Origin of the sequence: Brucella rhizosphaerae (genome assembly GCF_002252475.1) — a bacterium.
GTDB classification, from domain to species: domain Bacteria; phylum Pseudomonadota; class Alphaproteobacteria; order Rhizobiales; family Rhizobiaceae; genus Brucella; species Brucella rhizosphaerae.
Window position 1 is genome coordinate 185,083 of sequence record NZ_NNRK01000017.1, and the last position, 20,960, is coordinate 206,042.

Below are 20,960 nucleotides of genomic sequence, written 5' to 3' on the forward strand. Positions count from 1 at the left end.
TCTTACAAACGTAGTAAATAAGTGGTTAAAATCTATTATTGATTGCATAAAAACGGCCTCCTTTCGGGAGGCCGCTGCGGCTTTAAGTTTCGGAAAAATCGATGTTATTCGGTTGCGAGCACTGCACGTGGACGTAAGACGAGGGCTAGCGCCAGAAAGATCAGGCAGGCAATCGTAACAAAGATCGGCAGACCGTGGGTCAAATATTGCTGGGCAATCCCCGCAAAGAGCGGTCCGATCAATGCGCCGACACCCCACATGAGGCCCATACTGGCATAAATGCCGACGAGCTGAGCGCCTTTGAACTGACTACCAACCACGCTCAGCATGATTGTATAGATGCCGACGAAGGCGCCGCCCCACACAAACAACAACGTATAGGTGAGCCATGGCAGAGTAAGCGCCCATGGCCAGATCGCAGCACCGGCGGCCGAAAGGGCCGCAAGTATGATGAGCAAGTTCTGCCGGCTCATTCGATCTCCCAGAAAACCAATGGGAATCTGAAGAACGATTGCGCCGAACATCATGACAGACATAAGCTGTGTTGCCTGATTTTCGTTCCATCCCAGATCCACGGCATATAGTGGCAGAAACGACAGACCCGCTGATTCAATGGCAGCATTCAACACCGTTGCCGCGAGCGCCACGGGCGCAAGAGCTAAATAATGCAGCGGGCTTCCATGTGGTTCGTCGGTGATCGGGGGTGCGCTGACTTTTGGGCTGGCAATCAACAGTGCCGCGACAATCGCCAATGCGGAGCCAATGAGATAGGGCACGAACCCGCTTGATCCAACCAGCGAGAGGATCAAAGGTCCAAGCGCAAAACCGAGTGACAGAGCAGCTGTGTAGATGCCCATGGTCTTTGATCGGTTTTCATCTGTACTGAGCGAGTTGAGCCACGTTTCGGAAACAACGAACAATGTTTCTGATGCGGCACCCAGCAGGATGCGCAGTGGGAACCAAAGCCATACTAATGGGATTGCAGGAAACAGACCAAGCAGAATAGCTGCAGCCGCAAGGGCAACGATCACCAGCAAACGCATGCCGAGCAATGCACTCAGGCGTGGAAGCAAAAAGGCCATGCACAGCACACCGACAGCATGCATTGCTGCATTGGCGCCGATAATGGCTTCGCTGAACCCCATTTCATCCAGGTCCAGTGCAATGAGCGCGGCGCTGAGACTATATGTCAGACCGAAGATCATCGCAGTACTGGTGACTGCGGTGCGAGAGAAAATGACGTTGGAAGGGGTTTGTTCTGTAGTCACAGCCATGATCCGAAGAGCTTGATATTAGAAATACTTAGACATCAAGCAGCACAAGCAATCAACCGGCTATGACAATTCTTTTTTGATCCTGTTTGAAGTGTTGAATCAGTTTAAGATGCGGTTAGTCGCGGTGACGAAAAAGAGGAATGCCGAATGAATCAGCCTGTCTACTCAACTGTCGCGCGCACACCGTCTGTTGAAGAGTATCTGCATCTTCGCGCAGTGGCGGGATTAAGCGCATTTTCTGAAGAAGCGGCCATCCTCGGGCTTAAAGGTACCGTTTTTGCAGCTGTGGTTTTGCACGAGGATACAGCTATTGGAATGGGACGTCTGATTGGAGACGGAGGCTGCTTTTTTCAGGTGGTGGATATTGCTGTCGATCCTCAATATCAGGGACGGGGACTCGGCAAGGTGATCATGAAGACCATTATGCATTATGTGAACACAGAACTTCCTGCTTCTGCCTATGTAAGTCTGATTGCCGATGTCCCGGCAAACAAGCTTTATGAAAAATTTGGTTTTCAGGAAACAGCTCCAAGATCACTTGGGATGGCATATCGGGTAAAGAAAACAGCTTAACCAGGCGTATAGTCGATTATTCAAGCTTTTGAATGAGTGGAGCTGATCGCCACAGTTTCCTAAATTATCTGTAACTTTCAGTCCCATCCTGGCGATGTTACGCTGAATTTGCGTTCCGACTTCTGGGCAGGGGCATCGGTTCGCAGTCGCTCCGACAGCCCTCGCTGCGGAGCGACTTTTGTTAGCGGTTGCTGCACTAACCATTTTCAACTGCAACAAACTGTCATTTTTGTTTTCGGCCATCGTATTTATTTATGGACTGCACCCTGTTTGCAGGACGGCACCCGTATCGCGCAACCCAAGCCCCCCGCCCAAAATGCGTGATACGGGCCTTTGTTTCAGATCAGATTGCAATTTCTTCTGGTTTCTACAAGTCTAGTTATAATCATACAAAAAGAGTATGATTATGTACTTGGTCGATTGATTTGCTTTATTGAAACAATACTGTTATCAAGCGGCCTCTTGGGAGGATTAAACCGCCTGCGCGCGCTCAGTCGCTGCCGGGCGGTTTTCCATTTTAAGGGTGTGCATATCAGCTATGCATATTTGTTTCTTGTAATCATCATACCCTGTGCCTATTTTCGGGCTGTTCAGTTTCACTTCTCCTCCCAGAAACTGAACTCGAAGCGCGGCACTCCTCCTCCCAGTCGCGCTTTCCAGATCAGCCCGCTTCGCACTCCTCCTCCCAGCGAAGCGGGCTTTCTTGTTTTTAGCGTTGAGTTTTGTTGTGTCAGATACTGATTGCGCAACAGGGCGTGTGCCAATCACCGTTCAAGGCAACCAACAAACAAGCCTTTGATCTGAACCAGCTGAAGCTCAGGCAGTGTTTATTTAATCCAGCGTTTTGACTGGGCTATACGCCACGCAATCAGACTGCGTTATAGCGGAATTTTTGCGTAACCTTTTGAGAGGATTGGCCCGGTTGGGCGACCTGTCGGCGAGCCGCCTGCAGGTTCCAAGGTGAGTTCATAAAGTTGTTCAACCTTCGGAAACGGGAGGTCTGGCCCTTTCAGTTGGGCCGAATGGGCACCTTCAAGTAATCCCATCGAGACAGGGCCCATTTCCTGTGAAGGTAGTGTCCAGACCTGAATGGTTTTACCGGAAGGGATTTCGACATTGTTCAGCAGCCGCACCTGCGCACGCTCGTTGCCAAAATCTTCGACAACCGCTTGAACGCTTCCGCTCTCATCCAGCAGAACCGCAATGACAATAGGTTCGGCTGTTCTGGTCAGTGACCATCCCAGACCGAGCGCAAGGAGAATGGAGGCAGCTGAAGTGGAGAGGGCTGCAAGCTTCCAGCGGCCGATTGTACGGCTATTATCGTTGGCACTTTCGGTGATTACTGTTGATGGGGTACGAGCATCAGCGAGTTGCTGCACTATGCTCTGCCAGATATCTTCGTTCACACTCATTGGAGCAATAGATGTATCCAACGGCAGAAACCGTTCACGACTACTCGCAATGGCTCGTTTCAGCTCTTCATTGTGATTAATTTCAGCTTCAACCCGAACCATGTCGTCAGGCTCAAGCAGACCCAGTACATAATCGTCAGCAATTTCCGCTATGTTGTCGAATGAATTGATCATGTCATGCACGCCCGTAATGCGCTTAGCCCGCGTCGCACCCAGGACTTCGCAGTGCCCAGAGGTATCTGCAAACGACCGGCGATCTCACCGTGTGTATAGCCGCCGACATAAGCCATGAGAATTCCATCCCGCTTGTCTTTGTCCAGAGAATTCAGACAATCCCGTAATCGGCTTTTTTGATCAAGCTGATGCCATGCGGTCAGAATGTCGTTTGAACATTCGGCTTCTTTCAAAGCATCGAGATCATCGACCGTCTGCTCGCGTTTGCCATCGCGAAGTACATTTAATGCCCGGTTGCGTACAATCGCATATATCCAACCCTTCGCAGACCCCTGGTCAGGCGCATACTGATGGGCATGAGTCCAAATGCGGATCAAGGCTTCCTGTAAAACTTCTTCTGCAAGTTCCCGGCGACGAAGAATGCGGTGCGCAACCGCCAGCAGTCGACCCGCTTCCTGATCAAATATGGCTCGGAGCCCTGAACGATCACGCCGCACGCAGGCAGCAATAGCTTTTGCGAGTTCATCCGACTGCCCACCCATTCCGCACATCTCCTCTGCCGCCAGATAACTTAACCTCAATTCCTATACGCAAGAAACCAGCAAACAGATGCATTGGAATTTTATTTTTCTTCGATGCATCCAAACCACTGACCTCGCGTGTCTAAGAATTAGAGGCGCTGAAATCCACGATCTGTAAGGCAGCTTCGAACCGCGAAAACAAAGGAGAATAATAATGCGTATCATTCAGTTGGCACTGGTTACATCCACAATTCTTGGCGTTTCGATTATTCATGGCGTTGCAGCACCTGCTATTGGACTCGTCGGTGACAAGACACTTGTTTGGTTTGATACAGACGATGCGAAGGTGACGAAAACACTGGAGTTGAGCGGCGTGGAAAAATTGCTTGGAATTGATTTCAGGCCTGCTGATAAAACCCTTGTCGGTGTTACCGCGGATCATCGGATCGTTGCGATCAATCTTGATGGAGGAGCTGTCACGGAAGTCTCAAAAATGAACGAGATGCTGCCACTCACAGAGGGGCAGGCCGTTATTGTCGACTTTAACCCCATGGCTGACCGGCTTCGTTTCATGACCGGGACAACAAATCACCGTGTCCATCCTGATACGGGTGAAGTCACGGTTGATGGGAAGCTGGCATATGAAAAGGGCGATGCAGCCGAAGGCTCAGAATCCAAAATTGTTGCTGCTGCCTATACTAACTCCATCGGTAAGCCTGAAAAGACCGCAATGTTTAATATTGATGCGGGCACGAACGCATTGGTTCAGCAAACAAAGCCGAATGATGGAACGCTTAAGTCGATCGGCAAGCTTGAAATCGGCGATGCTCCTGCGAACTATGCTTTCGATATTCATAGTTTGGAAGAAGGCAAGAACACCGCATATCTGGTTGGAGACAACACGATTTATACAGTCAATCTTGAAACTGGCGCTGCCACAAAGGTGGGCGTTATAGAGACGCTTGGTGAAAATATCCGGGATCTGACGGTTCTTCCGTCTTCATAAATATTAAGAGCCGGGTCGATGAAAGTCGGCCCGGCTTTAGACCGTACCTTAACGATGCCGGGTGTATTCTATGCTCCCGGACCACAATTACCCCTTGGCGTCCTCGGCGATCTTATTTTCTATATGTCTGGCAATTGGGTCCAGATCAATTTTTTGACCAGAAAGTTTTTCTATAGCCGCAACAACAAGGTCTCTCGCTATATAGTCAGACTTGTGGCCCATGCCTTTTAGTACAAATAACTCAGACTGTTTAATTTCTTTGGCCAGTCGCTTGGCGTGAACAACAGGCGACACGATGTCATCTCTGTCGCCAGTGACAATAAGTGTTGGCGCGATAATCCGTTTATAATTGTGAGATGCCTGCTCGGCCCACGCGCTCAAGGCTGCAAGTTCCCGGGCATTACGCTGGAATGCGCGAGGTCGCAGGGCTTGCCATGTCTTCGCCCGCCTCGTGTAATCGTCTGGAAACTCATTCGGCTCAAAAACTGCTTTCGTCGCTCTTTTAAGTACAATCGCTCCCAGGGTGGGGACGACGAAAAAGCTGAAGAGTGCTCCGATTATCGGCAGCTTGGCAATATTATTGAACCATGAAATGCCGCCAACCCAAGGATAAGCAGCCGGTGAGAGAAAGATCAAACCTGCTACTTTCTCTGGATGACGAACCGCCAATGCAGCAGCGACAGCACCCCCGTATGAATGGCCGACAATGATAGCTTTGGCTATACCGCGCAATTGCATCAATGTCGCGATCGCATCGGCCTGAGCGTCGGGGAGTATATTTTCAGATGTTCCAAAGTCTGACTTCCCGTGACCTGGTCGATCAACAAAAAGCATTTGCATGTTTTGAGGGCACATGCCGGAAAATGAATAGAATGGATCCAGCAGGCTGGTGCTCGCCCCATGAATAAACAGGACGGTCGTTTTCGCCGCTAAAGATTGGGGAGAGATAAGAACACTGTTTAGCCGAAAACCGCCTACATCGGTTAAAATAGCATTCTCTTGTATATCCATTGATATCCTCAAATGGTCCGAAACGTTATACGCCTGTTTTTCTATGTCACCGACCGGATAAATCACCCGGTCGGAATTTCTGTCGAAAGCTGATGTTATTACATTTTAGGCAACAGAACCTTGTCAATGACGTGTATCACGCCGTTTGACTGCTTTACGTCTGCTATTGTGACGTGAGCGACAGTTCCATTCTCATCGGTCAGCGTAATCTTGCCCATTGCTTCTTTGGCCTTCAGAACGCAGCCGCCCACTGTTTTGATGTCGTGAGTTCCTTTGTCGTCAGCTATCATTTTAGTGATGTTCTTCGACATAGCATCCGCGGCGACAACGTGACAGGTAAGGATCTTCGTCAGCTTTTCCTTGTTTTCAGGCTTCAGAAGGGTATCGACCGTCCCTTTTGGGAGGGCGGCGAATGCCTCATTGGTTGGTGCGAAAACTGTAAACGGGCCTTTTCCTTTAAGTGTATCAACCAGCCCCGCAGCTTTAACAGCAGCGACGAGCGTTGTGTGATCCTTGGAATTCATCGCATTATCGACGATGGTTTTGTTGTCATACATTGCTGCTCCGCCGACATTCGGATTTTCAGCAAGTGCAACAGTAGAAATCGCGGAAAAAATAGCGGCAACAGTGAGTGCTCTTTTAGAAAAATGCATCATTTCAATTTCCTCCTAAAACTCCGGATAAGCTGCCGGATGGCCGCACAGTGGTGTGGCTAGAAGCAGTTACGAGAGCTGGAATGGAAAAGTTTCAACCAATGAGCTTTTTATTTTTCATGAGCAGATCAAGCGGACAGATTAGAGCACAATCGGACCTGAGTGAAACGAGGATCGATAAGATTGTGCTTCAAATAAAAAGGGTTAGAGCGCCGATTTGATTGAATCAAATCGGCGCTCTGAAAGGCAGCTGTGGCTCTATCCTACAAATTCCTGATAGTGCCGCTTGCCACGACAGGTCCTGTAGGCTGCCCCGTCGGGGAGCCACCAAAGGGTTCGCGACTGACAGCTAAGGTTGTTCCTGCAACGAGATACTTTTGCAGTCCGTCAGAAACGGCAAACTCACCATTTTTCCCCGGCTCGAATATGCCCACAGAAATTGGGGTCCCCTGCTCAGGAATGATCCAGAGTTCAAGAGAATTCTCGCTCTCTTCGCCTGAAGCGACGGGTGTTATTTTTAAGCTGCCCGTTGGCCCATCATATGACGCCAACAAATTGAAATTGCTATTAGAAGTACGAAGTTCAGTTAGCAACTGTACGGTTGTGCGCGGTGCTAGACCTACACCGGATGCGAAAACAAAGGCTATTAATGCTGCTGTAGCGCTTGCAAGCCCGAACCAGCGCCAGAAAAGAGTGGAATTCCAAATATCGCCCAGAATGTGCCGCTTAAGCGGCTTCCCAAACAGCCGCTGCTCAATTTTTGGAAAGATGTCTCCTCGCACGGGTGTAGCAATATATTCTTCATTGAAGGTCGCGAAATCCTGCTGCCAGCGTTCGACGCGTCTGGCAAATGAACGATCTACGCTGATGCGCTGTTCTATTTGCCGCCGGGTTTCAATTGGCAGAACGCCTAAGACGTATTCGCCAGCGATTACATCATCTGGATCACGTTCAGCGGAATTTTGCGGTTCGGATGTCATCGCTGCATACACTCTCGCAATTTCAGAAGACTACGACGCAACCATGTTCTCACGGTATTGATCGGGACATTCAGTTCGTCAGAGAGTTCCAGATAACTTAAACCTTCGACATAGGCTCGTTTTACTGCGGAAGCATGGTTGTCAGCGAGCTCCCGTAAACAGCTTTCGAGTTGACGTCCCTGATCAGAAATTACCGCTTGTTGTTCAGGGTTTAACATGCCCGTATCTTCCAGTTCATAAACTTCTTCTATGTTCAAACTATCAGGTTTAAGCCGTCGAATGACATCAATTGATTGATAGCGAGCGATGGCTGCAAGCCATGACCATGATGAGCTGAAACCATCTTCAAATGTTTTAGAGCGATGCCAGATTTTTATGTAAACCTCTTGAATAGCCTCTTCAGCTCTCTCTTTGTTTTTGAGAATACGAAGGCAAATCGCAAAAAGTTTCGGACTGGTCTGTCGATAAAGTAAATTAAATGCGGCTCTATCCCCTAGTGCCACTCGATTAATTAATTGTGCAATCTCGTCCTGTTGCATTTATTGAATCCAAATGAAAAAGACAAGAAACACACGGTAGAACGGTATTCGGCCAATTAATACAACGGATTATTGTGCCCGCATTTGTTCCACGATGAATGTGATGTCGTATGGCTTTGGGTAGAAGGCATGTCTGAACTTAACGAGCTATACTGAATGTTGTTCCGCGCTGAAATAACTATTCCTCTTACTCCGGAATATTGTTCAGTTACAATATTCGCAAGTTCGATGCGATGGCTGGAGCAGAGCACGCTGATGGATGCCGATATCTGATAATGGTTTTATCACACGCGGTATTTTACGTGATTTCGATAATTCGGACCAATCAAACGAACGAAAATCTTCTGTTGGGACGAGGGCGGAAAACCAAGGCAGTGTTTACAAATTTACCGAAAAACAAGGGCGCACGATTAAGTGAAATTTTTGACGTTTACGGAAACGTCAAAGTGCGCTAGTTTTGCCTCGAATTTAGACTCTGACCTTCAAAAAATGCGAAGGCAGATGTTTGAAATGGCAAAAATGGCTGGTTTTTTGAGTTTTAGAACCCATTTTTGTCAACAGGGACATGCTGTCACGTAGTTGAACAACTCATGTGACAAACATGCCAGAACGCAGGTGGGAGCCTGTTCCGCTTCATGCGGGGTTGAGCGGGTTATTGATTTGGAGGATTTCGATGCCGAGCTATCGCGCGCCAGTTGAGGATACGAATTTTGTTCTCAATGACGTTTTAAACTATCAGCGCTACAACAATCTGCCAGGCTTTGCCGATGCGACACCCGATGTCGTTGAGGCGATTTTGTCGGAAGGCGCAAAGCTTGCCGAAGGCACGCTGTTTCCGGTCAATCATACGGGCGATCAGGAAGGCTGCGTTCGCGCCGCTGATGGTTCGGTGAAGACGCCTAAGGGTTTCAAGGCTGCTTATGACCAGTATCGCGAAGGCGGTTGGCTTGGTCTTGCAGTGCCTGAGCAATATGGCGGGCAGGGGCTTCCTTATCTGCTGCATACGGCAGTTGGCGAATATATGTCGTCGGCCAATATGGCGCTCACCATGTATCCGGGCCTGACGCAGGGCGCGATTGCCGCGATCCTCACTCACGGCACCGATGAACAGAAGGACACTTATCTGCCCAAGATGGTGGAAGGCACGTGGACTGGCACGATGAACCTGACCGAACCGCATTGCGGCACGGATCTGGGTCTGCTGCGTTCAACAGCTGCGCCGCAGGGCGATGGTTCTTATAAGATTTCCGGCCAGAAGATTTTCATTTCCGCTGGCGAACACGATATGTCGGAAAACATTATCCATCTGGTGCTGGCGCGTATCGACGGCGCTCCGGAGGGTGTGAAGGGCATTTCGCTGTTCATCGTCCCGAAGTTCATTCTTGATGCTGATGGCAATCCGGGCGAGCGTAATAGCGTGTCTTGTGGGTCTATTGAAGAAAAGATGGGCATCCACGGCAATTCCACCTGCGTCATGAATTATGATGATGCAACGGGCTATCTGATTGGTGAAGCGCATAAGGGCCTGCGCGCCATGTTCACCATGATGAATGAAGCACGTCTGGGTGTGGCGCTTCAGGGGCTCTCGATCGCTGAAACGGCTTATCAGAACGCCGCGATTTATGCGCGTGAGCGTATTCAGGGTCGTGCGCTTTCTGGTCCGGCTGCGCCGGACAAGAAGGCAGACCCGATCATCGTGCATCCGGATATTCGCCGCAATCTCATGAACATCCGTGCGTTCAACGAAGCAGGGCGTGCGCTCATTCTATGGACTGCGCTTAATTCCGATATAGCTCATCGTTCAGGCGATGAAGCTGAACGCCAGGCGGCGGACGATCTTGTTGGTCTGCTGACGCCAGTACTGAAAGGTGTTCTGACCGATAAGGGTTTTGAACATGCTGTCATGGCGCAGCAGGTGTTTGGCGGTCACGGCTATATCGAAGAACACGGCATGAGCCAGTATGTGCGCGATGCGCGCATTGCCATGATCTATGAAGGTGCCAATGGCATTCAGGCACTTGATCTGGTTGGCCGCAAGCTGGCGTTGAACGGTGGCCGTGCCATTACAGCCTTCTTCAAGGAAGTCGGTGAGTTCTGCGAAACCAACCGTGAAAACGAAAAGCTTTCGTTCTTCACCAAGCATTTGAAGAAGGGCGTCAACGACCTTCAGGCCGCGACCATGTGGCTGATGCAGAATGCTATGGCAAAGCCTGACAATGCTGGTGCGGCATCGAATGATTACATGCATCTTTTTGGTCTGATAGCGCTTGGGTTTATGTGGGCGCGCATGGCGAAAGTTGCCGAAGAAAAGCTGACAGCGGGCGAGGGCAACAAGGAGTATCTTGAAGCCAAGCTCGTCACCGCGCGTTATTATTTCGAGCGGATTATGCCTGAAACTGTCGCCCATCTCGCACGCATCCAGTCGGGTGCGGACAGCATGATGGCGCTCAACGCAGACGCATTCTGATTTAAAGATTAGGCTGCGTTCTTACGAGCGCAGCGGGAAGGAGAACAAATGGCTGAGGCTTATATTTACGATCACGTCCGCACTCCGCGTGGGCGTGGCAAGAAAGACGGCAGTCTGCATGAAGTGCCTGCCGTTCGTCTGGGCGCGAAGGTTCTGGAATCCTTGCGCGACCGCAACGGCATCGACACGGCCAAGGTTGATGACATTATTTTCGGCTGCGTCGATCCGGTCGGTGAAGCGGGAGCCGTTATTCCGCGCTCATCGGCTTTTGAAGCCGGCTATGATTTCAAAGCACCGGGCATCCAGATTTCGCGCTTCTGTGCGTCAGGCCTTGATGCGGTCAATCTGGCGGCTGCAAAGGTAGCCTTCGGTTCTGATGATCTGGTGATCGCGGGCGGCGTTGAAAGCATGTCACGTGTTGGTATGGGCATGTCGGGCGGTGCCTGGTACATGGACCCATCGGTTGGCTTCCCTGGCTATTTCATGCCGCAGGGCGTTTCTGCCGATCTGATCGCCACAAAATACGGCTTCAGCCGCGACGATGTTGATGCCTATGCTGTCGAAAGCCAGAAGCGCGCTGCCAAGTCGTGGGAAAAGGGCTATTTCAAGAATTCTGTCATTCCGATCAAAGATCAGAATGGTCTAACCATTCTTGATAAGGACGAGCATATGCGTCCCGGCACTGACATGCAGGCACTGGGCCAGCTCAATCCATCTTTTGTGATGCCGGGTGAAATGGGCGGGTTCAATGCCGTTGGCATTCAGGCGCATCCGGAAGTCGAAACCATCAATCACGTCCATCATGCCGGTAATTCGTCGGGCATCGTAGATGGTGCTGCGGGTGTTCTGATTGGATCGCGTAAAGCAGGCAAGTCGTTTGATATCAAGCCGCGTGCACGCATTCGCGCTTTTTCCAATATCGGTTCCGATCCAGCCCTCATGCTGACCGGCCCGGTTGATGTAACTGAAAAGCTTCTGAAACAGGCTAAGATGAAAATCTCGGACATTGACCTGTTCGAGTTGAACGAGGCCTTCGCCGCCGTGGTCCTGCGTTATATGCAGGCTTTCGACATTCCGCATGACAAGATCAATGTGAATGGCGGCGCGATTGCGCTCGGCCATCCGCTTGGCGCAACCGGCGCGATGATCCTCGGAACGGTGCTGGATGAGTTGGAACGCCGCGATCTCAATGTTGCACTGGTGACGTTGTGCATCGGTGCCGGCATGGGTACGGCCACCATCATCGAGCGCGTGTAAGGGGAGGTTCAGACAATGGCTTATGTAAATTTCAAAGTTGAAACCGACGCCGATGGCATTGCTCTCGTTACATGGGATATGCCTGAAAAGTCGATGAATGTTTTCACCGTCGATGCGATGCAGGAACTGAGCGCCATTATCGACGCGACGACTGCAGACGACAAGATCAAGGGCGTTGTTATTACGTCGGGCAAGGAAACCTTCTCCGGCGGGGCCGATCTGACCATGCTGGAAGGCATGTTCAAGGAATTCCAGAAGCAGAAGGCTAAAGACCATCAGGCAGCCGTTCAGTCGCTGTTTGATAATGTTGGTCGCATGGGCGGTCTTTTCCGTAAATTGGAAACCTCCGGCAAACCATGGGTTTCTGCCATTAACGGCACCTGCATGGGCGGCGCATTTGAAATGTCGCTTGCCTGTCATGCTCGCGTTGCATCCGATGCACCGGGCGTGAAAATGGGCCTGCCGGAAGTCAAAGTCGGTCTGTTTCCGGGTGCTGGTGGTACGCAGCGCGTACCACGTCTTGCCAACCAGCAGGACGCTCTTCAGATGATGACAACTGGTTCCAGCCTGACTGCGCAGCGCGCCAAGGCAATGGGTCTCATCACTGAGGTGGCTCCAGCTAAAAAGCTCGTTGAAACCGCAAAGAAGCTCATCAAGGGTGGCCTCAAGCCGGTTCAGCCATGGGATGAAAAAGGCTTCAAGTTGCCGGGCGGCGCAATCTATTCAGCTGCCGGTGCTAACCTTTGGCCTGCGGCAACTGCCATTCTGCGGCGTGAAACTTCCGGTAATTATCCGGCAGCGCTTGCTATTCTGAAGTCGGTTTATGAAGGCCTTCTGGTGCCCTTCGATACCGGTCTCAGGATTGAGCAGCGCTATTTCACGGAAATCCTTCAGACGACCGAAGCGGGCATGATGATCCGCTCGCTGTTTGTGTCGTTGCAGGAACTGAACAAGGGCGCACGTCGTCCAGTCGATGAGAAGCCCACCAAATTTAAGAAGATCGGTGTGATTGGCGCGGGCTTCATGGGCGCTGGCATTGCCTATGTGACGGCCAAGGCTGGTATACAGGTGGTGCTGATCGATCGCGATCAGGAATCTGCGGATAGGGGCAAAGCCCATGCCGCAGATCTCATTGCCAAGGAAATGCAGAAGGGCCGTGCTACCGAAGCAGACAAGGAAACGCTGCTGTCACTCATCACCGCGACGCCGGATTATTCTTTGCTTGAAGGCGCTGATCTGGTGATTGAAGCGGTTTTTGAGGACCGCGAAGTCAAGCGTGTGGCAACGGAAAAAGCCGAAGAAGTGCTCAAAACTTCCACGATCTTCGCTTCCAACACTTCGACTTTGCCGATCTCCGGCCTTGCGAAAGTCTCGAAGCGCCCGAAGAACTTTATCGGCATTCACTTCTTCTCGCCTGTCGACAAGATGATGCTGGTGGAAGTGATCCTCGGTAAGAAGACGGGTGAAAAGGCGCTGGCCGTAGCCCTCGATTATGTCCGGGCGATCAAGAAGACGCCAATCGTAGTCAATGACACACGTGGCTTCTACGTCAATCGTTGCGTGCTGCGCTATATGTCGGAAGCCTACAACATGCTTGTTGAAGGTGTTCCGGCGGCGATGATCGAAAATGCTGCCCGAATGGCCGGTATGCCGGTTGGCCCACTTGCGCTCAATGATGAAACTGCAATTGATCTGTCGCAGAAGATTCTGAAAGCCACGCTTGCCGATCTCGGCGAAAAGGCCGTCGATCCGCGTCATGTTGAGCTGGTGGACAGACTTGTCAATGAGTTCGACCGCAAGGGCCGCAAGAATGGCAAGGGCTTTTACGACTATCCGGCGAAGCCAGCCAAAAAGCATCTCTGGCCAGGCCTGAAAGACCTCTATCCGCAGCAGAATCCGGATAAAATTGATGTGAGCGAGCTTAAAGAGCGCTTCCTCGTCACCATCGCTCTGGAAGCGGCCCGTGTGATGGAAGAGGGCATTGTCACCGACCCGCGTGAAGCCGATGTCGGCTCCATTCTGGCCTTTGGTTTCGCTCCTTATACCGGCGGTACGCTTTCTTATATCGATGGCATGGGCGCAAAGAAATTCGTCAAAATTGCCAAGGAGTTGCAGCGCAAATACGGCCAACAATTCAAAGCGCCGAAGCTGCTTCTCGACATGGCCGAAAGTGGCGAAAGCTTCTACAAGCGTTTCAACCCATATAAGGGCGAAGCGAAGAAGGCCGCCTGATCAGGCATTCAAATAAATATTGCAAAACGCGCGGCATTGTTATGTCGCGCGTTTTTGTTTGCAATAAGAAAATTTTCCCTGTCATATCGCACATCTTGCGCAAAATTAGGATATCCGGTAGGTTCTACACAACATATGATAGGTGTTTAGGTTTAAAATCCTCTTTGGCGGGTCATAGTAATGTTTTCTCATGATAGCGTCTGGGCTGCGATAGATGCTTTGGCAGAACGCAATTCCTTGAGTGCGTCCGGCCTTGCACGCCGCGCAGGGCTGGACCCGACGACCTTCAACAAGTCAAAGCGCTATGCTGCTGATGGCCGCGCGCGTTGGCCATCGACAGAATCGCTTGCCAAAGTCATGGAAGCCACAGGGGCGACGTTTGACGAATTTACCCGGTTGATCCGCGGTGAAGTTGGAACGCATCACTATGGCGATTATTTTCAGGAACCGAGCGCCATTCCACTACTTGGTATGGCAGAAGCGGGCGCTGGCGGCTTTTTCGACGATGCCGGGTTTCCTGCCGGACAGGGCTGGGATGTCGTGCAGTTTCCTGCCGCGCCGACTGATAATGTCTATGCGCTGGAAGTTTCAGGCGAGTCCATGTTGCCACTCTATCGCGACGGCGATACGTTGGTCGTAGCACCCAATGCACCGGTTCGCCGTGGCGACCGTGTGGTCGTTCGCACCAAAGACGGAGAGGTTATGGCTAAAATCCTGCACCGCCAGACACCGCGCACAATTGAATTGCATTCGTTTAATCCTGAGTTTCCAAACCGCTCCTTTGAGACCAAAGATGTCGAGTGGATCGCCCGTATTTTGTGGGCGAGCCAGTAATGGCTAAACCGCAAAGTAAGAGCCATGCCCGATTTGTTTTCGGTGCCTTTGCCGGGGTAACCGGTGCAATTCTCGTCGCTGCTTTTGTTGCGCCTTTCTATGGTGCACTTGATCGTCCCGTAACGGTGATCGAAAGTGCAGACGGAAAAAGCCAGGCTGAAACTGGTGCAAACAATGGAATTGTAGTCGAGCAATTTGACTACAATGAACCGGACGCAGGCTCTGGAACTGATCAATCTGCATCAAAGGACGTAACACCCGCTCCTGAAACAACACCAGATGGTGACAGCCAGAAAACTGATAGTCCGGCAGATCAGAACGCGCTTGAGCGTGAACCTGCGCGTCCGCCTTTGAGCGATCTGGGGCTTGCATCAACGCCGAAGCCACCAGAACCCCCGGTACCGAGTGCGCCGGTAGACGAGGGGGAGCCGATGCAGTTGCTGCAACGCCCTGTCGCTTTGGCTGCTGGAAAATTGGAAAGCCAGGGTCGTATTGTCGATCTGCAAGGCATAGAGACTGTGCCACTTGAGCAGACTTGTCAGTCTTCATCGGGTGAAGTCTGGCCATGTGGCATGCAGGCGCGCACTGCTTTTCGCCAATGGCTGCGCTCGCGTGCGATTATGTGCCGTCTGCCGCAAAATGACAGCGGAGCGGCAGTCGCAACGCAATGCAATGTGGGCAATGATGATGCAGCTCTCTGGCTTGTGGCGAATGGCTGGGCGAAAGCTACGCCCGGTGGTGCCTATGCCGAAGCAGGACAGGAAGCGGAAGAGGCAAAGCTTGGCGTGTATGGCGACAAGCCAGATACATCATTGCCGACCCTTGGTTCGGACACTGGTGGTCCACTGCAAAACCCTTCACCTCTTGCTCCTGAAACAGAACCGCAACCGTCCGCACCATCACCTCAGCAAGGTGAGTTCCCACCTGCACCTGCACCAATGCTGCCAGCGCCCGTAAACTGATCGATAGTTAGGCGATGGCGGACAGCTCTTTACGCAGCCGTTTGTTCCCGGTTCACGCTCGACGATCTCTTGAACGGCAGCGTTATGACCACAAGACATGAGATAATCAGAGCCACGCCTATCCAGCCCATCGGGGCGAGCCGCTCTCCTACAATAACAACGGCCAGCAGCGCGGCGACGACGGGTTCTATCAGCGTGATTGTCGTTGCCATGCTTGCAGAAATTCGTGCAAGGCCTATGCCAAAGCAGAGATAGCCCAGGAACATCGGTACCAGGGCCATATAGATGCCGACAGCAGCGTTATTCCACGAGGCCAAAAAAGGAGCTCCGGTCATGAGCAGGACCGGCATCAGCAATAGGCCGCCAATTCCAAAAGTTGCGCCCATAGCGACAGAGGAGCGTATTCCTCGCAACATTAAGCCACGCGCAGTCCATGAATAAAGGGCATAGGTCAGACCACCTATGAGGCCGAGACAGACACCGATCAGCACCGAATTGCCAGTGTGTGCGCTGTCATGTATCGAGCCCTCTGCGATGCACAGCAATACCATTCCAAGCAGGCCGATAAGTGCACCCCATAGCCATTGCTTCGACAAGCGCGCGCCATCAAACAGATATTCGATAAGAGCTGAGAGTAGTGGCGCGGAACCAATGGTCACAACCGTCCCGATGGTGACGCCAGCCATCCGCATTGATGCATAAAAAGCCAATGGATAGATGGCCACGGCCAGTCCGCCCAGAAGCAGATTTTTCCAGTGTGTTGCGAGTGCAGGCAATGCGCGCCATATACCCAGCCCTGCAAGCATGGCTTGCAAAATGCCACCAATGCCCATCGCTGCGGCACCGATTGCGATAGCGCTAACCTGCGGAGCGAAAGTTGCGGCCGTCCCCGTGGTTCCCCAGACAATGGAAGAAAACAGAACGGCAGACACACCGACAGTATAATCACGTGTTGAAGTGTTCACGAAGGCTCCAACATATCGCATGCCATTGCGCGGGCGTCTGTAACGCAGTCGCTATTTCCCTCAAGACCGGCGCGTGACATGGCGCCTTCAAGCAGAAAAGCCATATGCTTGGCCAGCGCTGCTGCACGGGCAGGATCATGTGGTAGAAGCTCTGTCAAATGATTTGCAATCAGCGCTTCAACTTCGCGCTTGTGATGCTTTACCGCTTGTCGTCCAATGTCATCTGCGGAGAGTTCGGCAGCTGCATTCAGCAGGCCGCAGCCGCGAAAACCGCGCTCATATTCATGTTCGGCATGATCCTGATAAGCGTCAAAGACTGCGAGGACCTTATCTTTTCCGGTGAATGCATGCTGCAATCTCGCATCATACAGCGCAAGCCACTCGGCGTGACGCGCTTCGAGATACTGGTTTACGAGATCGGCTTTGGATGCAAAATTATTATAGAGGCTCTTCTTGGCAACGCCGGCCTTTTCAACAATGGCATCAATACCCGTGCCGCCGATCCCGTTATTATAAAAGAGAACCGCAGCAGCCTTGAGCAGTTTGTCGCGTGCACTTTCGGAGGAGGTTGGGTTGTTGTTCATTGTCGACTCTCATTGGTAGTTAGATCGTACTACCTACCAATGAGAGGCGAGTCAATCGACTGCTTGCCAGACGCTGCCATGTTGTTTGGAATGGACTATAAAGCGGGTTTGATTTCGGGCCTGGGCCTTCAAACGCCATCAGTGCGTGCAGCGGCAAAAGCATCCAGCGCATTGCACAGTTCGTGCTCGGAAAGTGGGCCACCATGCCCTTCGGTTTCCATAATGAGCAATTTGCTTGCAGGCCATGCTTTGTGTAACCGCCAAGCGGTTATCGCGGGTCCGCTAAAATCACGCCGACCGCAGATTAACACTGCCGGAATATGCTCGATCTTTTCCATTCTGTTGAGGATTTCACGACCATTGCGCAGAAAGCCATCATTTGCCCAGTAATGTGTAACAAGCGTTGCAAAGGCGAGCCCTGCCTTCTCGTCGAAGCGGCTTTTGATTGGTGCCCAGTTGGGATCGAGTGAGATATGTATCGATTCCCATTGGTTCCAGTCGCGGGCGGCTTGCAAACGGTCTTCCAGACTGCCGCTCGCGAGGCGCCTGGCATAGGCCGCAACATTGCTTTCGCCAACCTGTCGGCATGAAGAGATGTCAAATTGTTCCCACGCCTCTGGAAACAATGATCCCACGCCTTCTGTAATCCAGTTCACTTCGCTACGGCTGGTGGTTGTAACTGCAATCAATGCCATTTCCGACACACGGTCAGGATGGGCCTGCGCATAGGCGAGTGCAAGTGTGGTACCCCATGATGATCCGGCTATCAGCCACTTATCAATACCCAGATGTTTACGGACAGCTTCGATATCTTCAATCAGGGCTTGGGTGGTGTTGAGATAAAGCTGATCGAGATTATCGATCGCCAGAGGGCTGCTGCGTCCACATCCCCTTTGATCGATACCGACCAGCCGATAGCGATCAGGATTAAAGTGCTGGCGATACCTGCCCGAAAGCAGGCTGCTTCCCGGGCCACCATGCAAATAAAGCGCAGGTTTGCCATCAGGATTTCCTGAGAGCTCCCAGTAGATTTCATTGCCGTGCGAAACTGCAAGAGCCTCACTCTCGAACGGATGATATTTTGGGTAGGTCATGGGGTGCTCCAGTGATCAGCACGGAGCTTACAAAAAAAGCCCCGCCCGGATAATGTCCGGGCAGGGCTTCGCATAGAATTATCAAATGCTTATGACAGTGTTCCGGCCAGCGCCTTCTGGATCAAGGCACGGGTTTCATCGATGCCGTAAAGCGCAACGAAGGAACCAAAGCGTGGGCCGCGTTCCTGACCGATCAGTACTTCATAGAGCATCTGGAAGAAGGATACCGATACGCCGGGGCCGCCTTCCGGGCTCTTCTTGGTGTGATCCTGATAGCGTTCGATAGCGCGCGCGACATCGAGAATGGAGTTCTGTATCGCGTTGCCATCACTGCCAGCAGGCAGCGTTGCAAGCTTGGCATCCAGTGCTTCAAGTGCTGCACGTTCCACGTCGTCCGGCGCACGAAATTGCTTGGTTGGTTTGACGAAATCGTTGAAGTAGCGGATCGCATAACCAACAAGCGCATTGAGTTCGGGGTTGTTCTCAGGCGTGACACCGGGCACATGGCGTGAGATGAATCCCCACAGAACGCTCGGATTTTCGGCATTAGATGCACTGACCAGGTTGAGCATCAGTGCGAAGGTAATAGGCAGGTTTACCTTTGGTGGGTTGCCGTAATGGATATGCCAGACCGGATTGTTCAGACGGTCTTTCCATTCCTGACGCTCATAGGCGGAGAGATAAGTGAAATACTCGTCCACAGCCTTCGGAATGACATCGAAATAGAGCTTCTTCGCGGTCTTAGGCTTCTGGAAATTGTAGAGTGCAAGGCTTTCTGTCGGCGCATAGGCAAGCCATTCGTCAATCGCGATGCCGTTGCCCTTCGACTTGGAAATCTTCTGGCCAATTTGGTCAAGGAACAGCTCATAAACGAAATGTTCCGGCGCACGACCGCCCAAAATTTCACAGATGCGATCATAAATGCCCGCATTGGTCTGGTGATCCTTGCCGAACATTTCAAAGTCGACACCCAGAGCCGCCCAGCGCATACCGAAATCCGGCTTCCACTGAAGCTTCACGTTGCCACCAGTGACCGGCAGCGTGGTTTCAACACCGTCTTCATCGTCAAAAGTGACGGTGCCTGCCTTGGCATCAACGCTTTTCATCGGCACGTAGAGCACACGACCAGACTTAGGCGAAATTGGCAGGAACGGGCTGTAAGTCGCCTGACGCTCTTCACCGAGCGTTGGCAACATCACCTTCATGATATCGTCATAGCGTTCGACGGCTTTCAGGAGAACCGCGTCGAACTTGCCAGACTTGTAATATTCGCTCGCGCTCGCAAACTCGTAATCGAAGCCGAAAGTATCCAGAAAGCGGCAGAGCATCGCATTATTATGCTCGGCAAAGCTCTTGTATTTGCCACCAAACGGGTTGGGGACAGCAGAAAGTGGCAACTGCAGAAAAGGTTCCAGCGCTGCCTTGTCGGGTACGTTTTCCGGGATTTTGCGCATACCGTCGAGATCGTCGGAAAAGCAGATGAGGCGCGTCTTGACCTTGTCTTCGGTCAGAATGCGGAAGGCATGACGCACCATTGAGGTCCGTGCCACTTCGCCAAAAGTGCCGATATGCGGCAGACCCGAAGGGCCGTAACCGGTTTCAAAAATCACGGTCTCCGGCAAGCCGGTTTTTGCATAACGCTTCAGGATTTTCTTAGCCTCTTCAAAAGGCCATGCTTTCGCTTCCGCGGCCGCCGCGGTCAGTTCCGGGGTCAGCGTAATTTCGGGAAGGCGATGCGAAGTCATGGTTTTATCCTGATATCCTGTGAAGGGCTTTATTCATTGAAAACGGTGCATATAAACACGCTTATGCTCTATGGCGCGCCGTGACGCGCGCGTCAATCTTTGCTAACCCTATTGCTGCCGAATTTCCTTGCGCAAGTGTGATAGGCTTCCTACGTTTCTCGTCAGTTGACCTTCAGTTTTTGATTCCGATCGCATGGTGCAGGAGCATTTGATGAACAAGATTTCACAGCAGGACGCTCTCGTCTACATCATGGTGACGACATCTGCAGCCGATACGAGCATGACCGATGCAGAGCTTGCCTCCATTGGTAATGTGGTATCGCGCTTGCCCGTGTTTCAGGGATTTGATCCAAAGCACCTGCCGAAACTTGCAAGCGATTGCTATGTACTTCTGGCCGATGAAGATGGACTTGAGAAAATCCTTGATCTCGCGCATGAGGTGCTGCCTGTGAGGCTCTACGAGACCGCCTATGCATTGGCCGTCGAAGTTGCTGCTGCCGATTTGCATGTCGAACAGGAAGAGCTTGAGTTTCTTCAGATGCTGCGCGACCGCTGGGACCTAGATGAATTGACAGTTGCAGCAATTGAGCGTTCGGCACGCGTGCGCTTCCGCAAGCTTGATCCGGCGCTTTAAGACCAATCTTATTGAAGCATTGAGATTAAGCGCTGCTGGCATG

General features: G+C 51.7%; 19 protein-coding genes. 8 read left to right on the forward strand and 11 right to left on the reverse strand.

Going from position 1 to position 20,960, the window contains the following annotated elements; all coding sequences use genetic code 11:
- Positions 1-104: 104 nt before the first annotated feature.
- Positions 105-1,274 carry an MFS transporter gene (locus CEV32_RS02970; RefSeq protein ID WP_167382729.1) on the reverse strand — a complete coding sequence of 390 codons (1,170 nt, stop codon included), beginning with the start codon at positions 1,272-1,274 and terminating at the stop codon, positions 105-107.
- Between the two features lie 147 nt (positions 1,275-1,421).
- On the opposite strand from CEV32_RS02970, the gene CEV32_RS02975 reads away from it, so the two are divergent.
- Positions 1,422-1,847 carry a GNAT family N-acetyltransferase gene (locus tag CEV32_RS02975; protein ID WP_094574002.1) on the forward strand — a complete coding sequence of 142 codons (426 nt, stop codon included), beginning with the start codon at positions 1,422-1,424 and terminating at the stop codon, positions 1,845-1,847.
- Between the two features lie 878 nt (positions 1,848-2,725).
- On the opposite strand, the gene CEV32_RS02985 is transcribed toward CEV32_RS02975, so the two are convergent.
- Together CEV32_RS02985 and CEV32_RS02990 are read right to left on the reverse strand one after the other, a co-directional pair.
- The gene (locus CEV32_RS02985; protein ID WP_167382730.1) at positions 2,726-3,433 is read right to left on the reverse strand and encodes an anti-sigma factor; all 708 of its coding nucleotides are present in this window, start codon (positions 3,431-3,433) and stop codon (positions 2,726-2,728) included.
- On the reverse strand, positions 3,430-3,975 hold the full coding sequence (locus tag CEV32_RS02990) for a sigma-70 family RNA polymerase sigma factor (protein WP_094574008.1): 546 nt from the start codon (positions 3,973-3,975) through the stop codon (positions 3,430-3,432). Before CEV32_RS02990 ends, CEV32_RS02985 begins: the two co-directional genes overlap by 4 nt.
- Before the next feature lie 193 nt (positions 3,976-4,168).
- Here CEV32_RS02990 and CEV32_RS02995 point away from each other — a divergent pair, with 193 nt between their 5' ends.
- Positions 4,169-4,960 carry a DUF4394 domain-containing protein gene (locus CEV32_RS02995; RefSeq protein ID WP_094574010.1) on the forward strand — a complete coding sequence of 264 codons (792 nt, stop codon included), beginning with the start codon at positions 4,169-4,171 and terminating at the stop codon, positions 4,958-4,960.
- A gap of 87 nt (positions 4,961-5,047) precedes the next feature.
- Here the strand turns inward: CEV32_RS02995 and CEV32_RS03000 are convergent, their stop codons facing one another.
- The 4 genes from CEV32_RS03000 to CEV32_RS03015 form a co-directional block, all read right to left on the reverse strand.
- Complete coding sequence (locus CEV32_RS03000) at positions 5,048-5,971, reverse strand: alpha/beta fold hydrolase (RefSeq protein WP_094574012.1); 924 nt, start codon at positions 5,969-5,971, stop codon at positions 5,048-5,050.
- A gap of 98 nt (positions 5,972-6,069) precedes the next feature.
- Complete coding sequence (locus CEV32_RS03005) at positions 6,070-6,627, reverse strand: fasciclin domain-containing protein (protein ID WP_094574015.1); 558 nt, start codon at positions 6,625-6,627, stop codon at positions 6,070-6,072.
- Between the two features lie 260 nt (positions 6,628-6,887).
- Positions 6,888-7,604, reverse strand: a complete 717-nt coding sequence (locus CEV32_RS03010; RefSeq protein ID WP_094574017.1) for an anti-sigma factor — start codon at positions 7,602-7,604, stop codon at positions 6,888-6,890.
- Entirely contained in the window at positions 7,601-8,143 is a 543-nt protein-coding gene (locus tag CEV32_RS03015; RefSeq protein ID WP_094574019.1) for a sigma-70 family RNA polymerase sigma factor, read from the reverse strand. Before CEV32_RS03015 ends, CEV32_RS03010 begins: the two co-directional genes overlap by 4 nt.
- A gap of 673 nt (positions 8,144-8,816) precedes the next feature.
- Between CEV32_RS03015 and CEV32_RS03020 the strand changes: the two genes are divergently transcribed.
- The 5 genes from CEV32_RS03020 to CEV32_RS03040 all read left to right on the forward strand — a co-directional run bounded on the left by CEV32_RS03020 (position 8,817) and on the right by CEV32_RS03040 (position 15,895).
- A complete protein-coding gene (locus CEV32_RS03020) occupies positions 8,817-10,610 on the forward strand; it encodes an acyl-CoA dehydrogenase C-terminal domain-containing protein (protein WP_094574021.1) in 1,794 nt (597 codons plus the stop codon).
- 48 nt (positions 10,611-10,658) lie between these two features.
- Complete coding sequence (locus CEV32_RS03025) at positions 10,659-11,867, forward strand: acetyl-CoA C-acetyltransferase (protein ID WP_094574023.1); 1,209 nt, start codon at positions 10,659-10,661, stop codon at positions 11,865-11,867.
- Between the two features lie 15 nt (positions 11,868-11,882).
- On the forward strand, positions 11,883-14,099 hold the full coding sequence (locus CEV32_RS03030; RefSeq protein WP_094574026.1) for an FAD-dependent oxidoreductase: 2,217 nt from the start codon (positions 11,883-11,885) through the stop codon (positions 14,097-14,099).
- Positions 14,100-14,279: 180 nt separating this feature from the next.
- Positions 14,280-14,933 (forward strand): S24 family peptidase, encoded by a 654-nt coding sequence (locus CEV32_RS03035; protein WP_094574028.1) that lies wholly within the window; start codon positions 14,280-14,282, stop codon positions 14,931-14,933.
- On the forward strand, positions 14,933-15,895 hold the full coding sequence (locus CEV32_RS03040) for a thermonuclease family protein (protein WP_094574030.1): 963 nt from the start codon (positions 14,933-14,935) through the stop codon (positions 15,893-15,895). The genes CEV32_RS03035 and CEV32_RS03040 overlap by 1 nt, the downstream gene beginning before the upstream one ends.
- 29 nt (positions 15,896-15,924) lie before the next feature.
- Here the strand turns inward: CEV32_RS03040 and CEV32_RS03045 are convergent, their stop codons facing one another.
- The 4 genes from CEV32_RS03045 to CEV32_RS03060 all read right to left on the reverse strand — a co-directional run bounded on the left by CEV32_RS03045 (position 15,925) and on the right by CEV32_RS03060 (position 20,283).
- Positions 15,925-16,860 carry a DMT family transporter gene (locus tag CEV32_RS03045; RefSeq protein ID WP_235818699.1) on the reverse strand — a complete coding sequence of 312 codons (936 nt, stop codon included), beginning with the start codon at positions 16,858-16,860 and terminating at the stop codon, positions 15,925-15,927.
- Positions 16,857-17,444, reverse strand: a complete 588-nt coding sequence (locus CEV32_RS03050; RefSeq protein WP_094574034.1) for a TetR/AcrR family transcriptional regulator — start codon at positions 17,442-17,444, stop codon at positions 16,857-16,859. The genes CEV32_RS03045 and CEV32_RS03050 overlap by 4 nt, the downstream gene beginning before the upstream one ends.
- Before the next feature lie 128 nt (positions 17,445-17,572).
- Positions 17,573-18,538, reverse strand: coding sequence for a prolyl aminopeptidase (pip, locus tag CEV32_RS03055; protein WP_094574036.1), 966 nt, complete (start codon positions 18,536-18,538; stop codon positions 17,573-17,575).
- Between the two features lie 89 nt (positions 18,539-18,627).
- Positions 18,628-20,283, reverse strand: a complete 1,656-nt coding sequence (locus CEV32_RS03060) for a lysine--tRNA ligase (RefSeq protein WP_094574038.1) — start codon at positions 20,281-20,283, stop codon at positions 18,628-18,630.
- A 211-nt stretch (positions 20,284-20,494) separates the two neighbouring features.
- Here CEV32_RS03060 and CEV32_RS03065 point away from each other — a divergent pair, with 211 nt between their 5' ends.
- Complete coding sequence (locus CEV32_RS03065; RefSeq protein WP_094574040.1) at positions 20,495-20,917, forward strand: tellurite resistance TerB family protein; 423 nt, start codon at positions 20,495-20,497, stop codon at positions 20,915-20,917.
- Positions 20,918-20,960: the final 43 nt, after the last annotated feature.

Excerpts from the sequence above, each read along its gene's own strand:
- CEV32_RS02970 (WP_167382729.1), bottom strand. The coding sequence starts at position 1,274 with ATGGCTGTGACTACAGAACAAACCCCTTCCAACGTCATTTTCTCTCGC.
- CEV32_RS02975 (WP_094574002.1), top strand. The coding sequence starts at position 1,422 with ATGAATCAGCCTGTCTACTCAACTGTCGCGCGCACACCGTCTGTTGAA.
- CEV32_RS02985 (WP_167382730.1), bottom strand. The coding sequence starts at position 3,433 with ATGATCAATTCATTCGACAACATAGCGGAAATTGCTGACGATTATGTA.
- CEV32_RS02990 (WP_094574008.1), bottom strand. The coding sequence starts at position 3,975 with ATGGGTGGGCAGTCGGATGAACTCGCAAAAGCTATTGCTGCCTGCGTG.
- CEV32_RS02995 (WP_094574010.1), top strand. The coding sequence starts at position 4,169 with ATGCGTATCATTCAGTTGGCACTGGTTACATCCACAATTCTTGGCGTT.
- CEV32_RS03000 (WP_094574012.1), bottom strand. The coding sequence starts at position 5,971 with ATGGATATACAAGAGAATGCTATTTTAACCGATGTAGGCGGTTTTCGG.
- CEV32_RS03005 (WP_094574015.1), bottom strand. The coding sequence starts at position 6,627 with ATGATGCATTTTTCTAAAAGAGCACTCACTGTTGCCGCTATTTTTTCC.
- CEV32_RS03010 (WP_094574017.1), bottom strand. The coding sequence starts at position 7,604 with ATGACATCCGAACCGCAAAATTCCGCTGAACGTGATCCAGATGATGTA.
- CEV32_RS03015 (WP_094574019.1), bottom strand. The coding sequence starts at position 8,143 with ATGCAACAGGACGAGATTGCACAATTAATTAATCGAGTGGCACTAGGG.
- CEV32_RS03020 (WP_094574021.1), top strand. The coding sequence starts at position 8,817 with ATGCCGAGCTATCGCGCGCCAGTTGAGGATACGAATTTTGTTCTCAAT.
- CEV32_RS03025 (WP_094574023.1), top strand. The coding sequence starts at position 10,659 with ATGGCTGAGGCTTATATTTACGATCACGTCCGCACTCCGCGTGGGCGT.
- CEV32_RS03030 (WP_094574026.1), top strand. The coding sequence starts at position 11,883 with ATGGCTTATGTAAATTTCAAAGTTGAAACCGACGCCGATGGCATTGCT.
- CEV32_RS03035 (WP_094574028.1), top strand. The coding sequence starts at position 14,280 with ATGTTTTCTCATGATAGCGTCTGGGCTGCGATAGATGCTTTGGCAGAA.
- CEV32_RS03040 (WP_094574030.1), top strand. The coding sequence starts at position 14,933 with ATGGCTAAACCGCAAAGTAAGAGCCATGCCCGATTTGTTTTCGGTGCC.
- CEV32_RS03050 (WP_094574034.1), bottom strand. The coding sequence starts at position 17,444 with ATGAACAACAACCCAACCTCCTCCGAAAGTGCACGCGACAAACTGCTC.
- pip (WP_094574036.1), bottom strand. The coding sequence starts at position 18,538 with ATGACCTACCCAAAATATCATCCGTTCGAGAGTGAGGCTCTTGCAGTT.
- CEV32_RS03060 (WP_094574038.1), bottom strand. The coding sequence starts at position 20,283 with ATGACTTCGCATCGCCTTCCCGAAATTACGCTGACCCCGGAACTGACC.
- CEV32_RS03065 (WP_094574040.1), top strand. The coding sequence starts at position 20,495 with ATGAACAAGATTTCACAGCAGGACGCTCTCGTCTACATCATGGTGACG.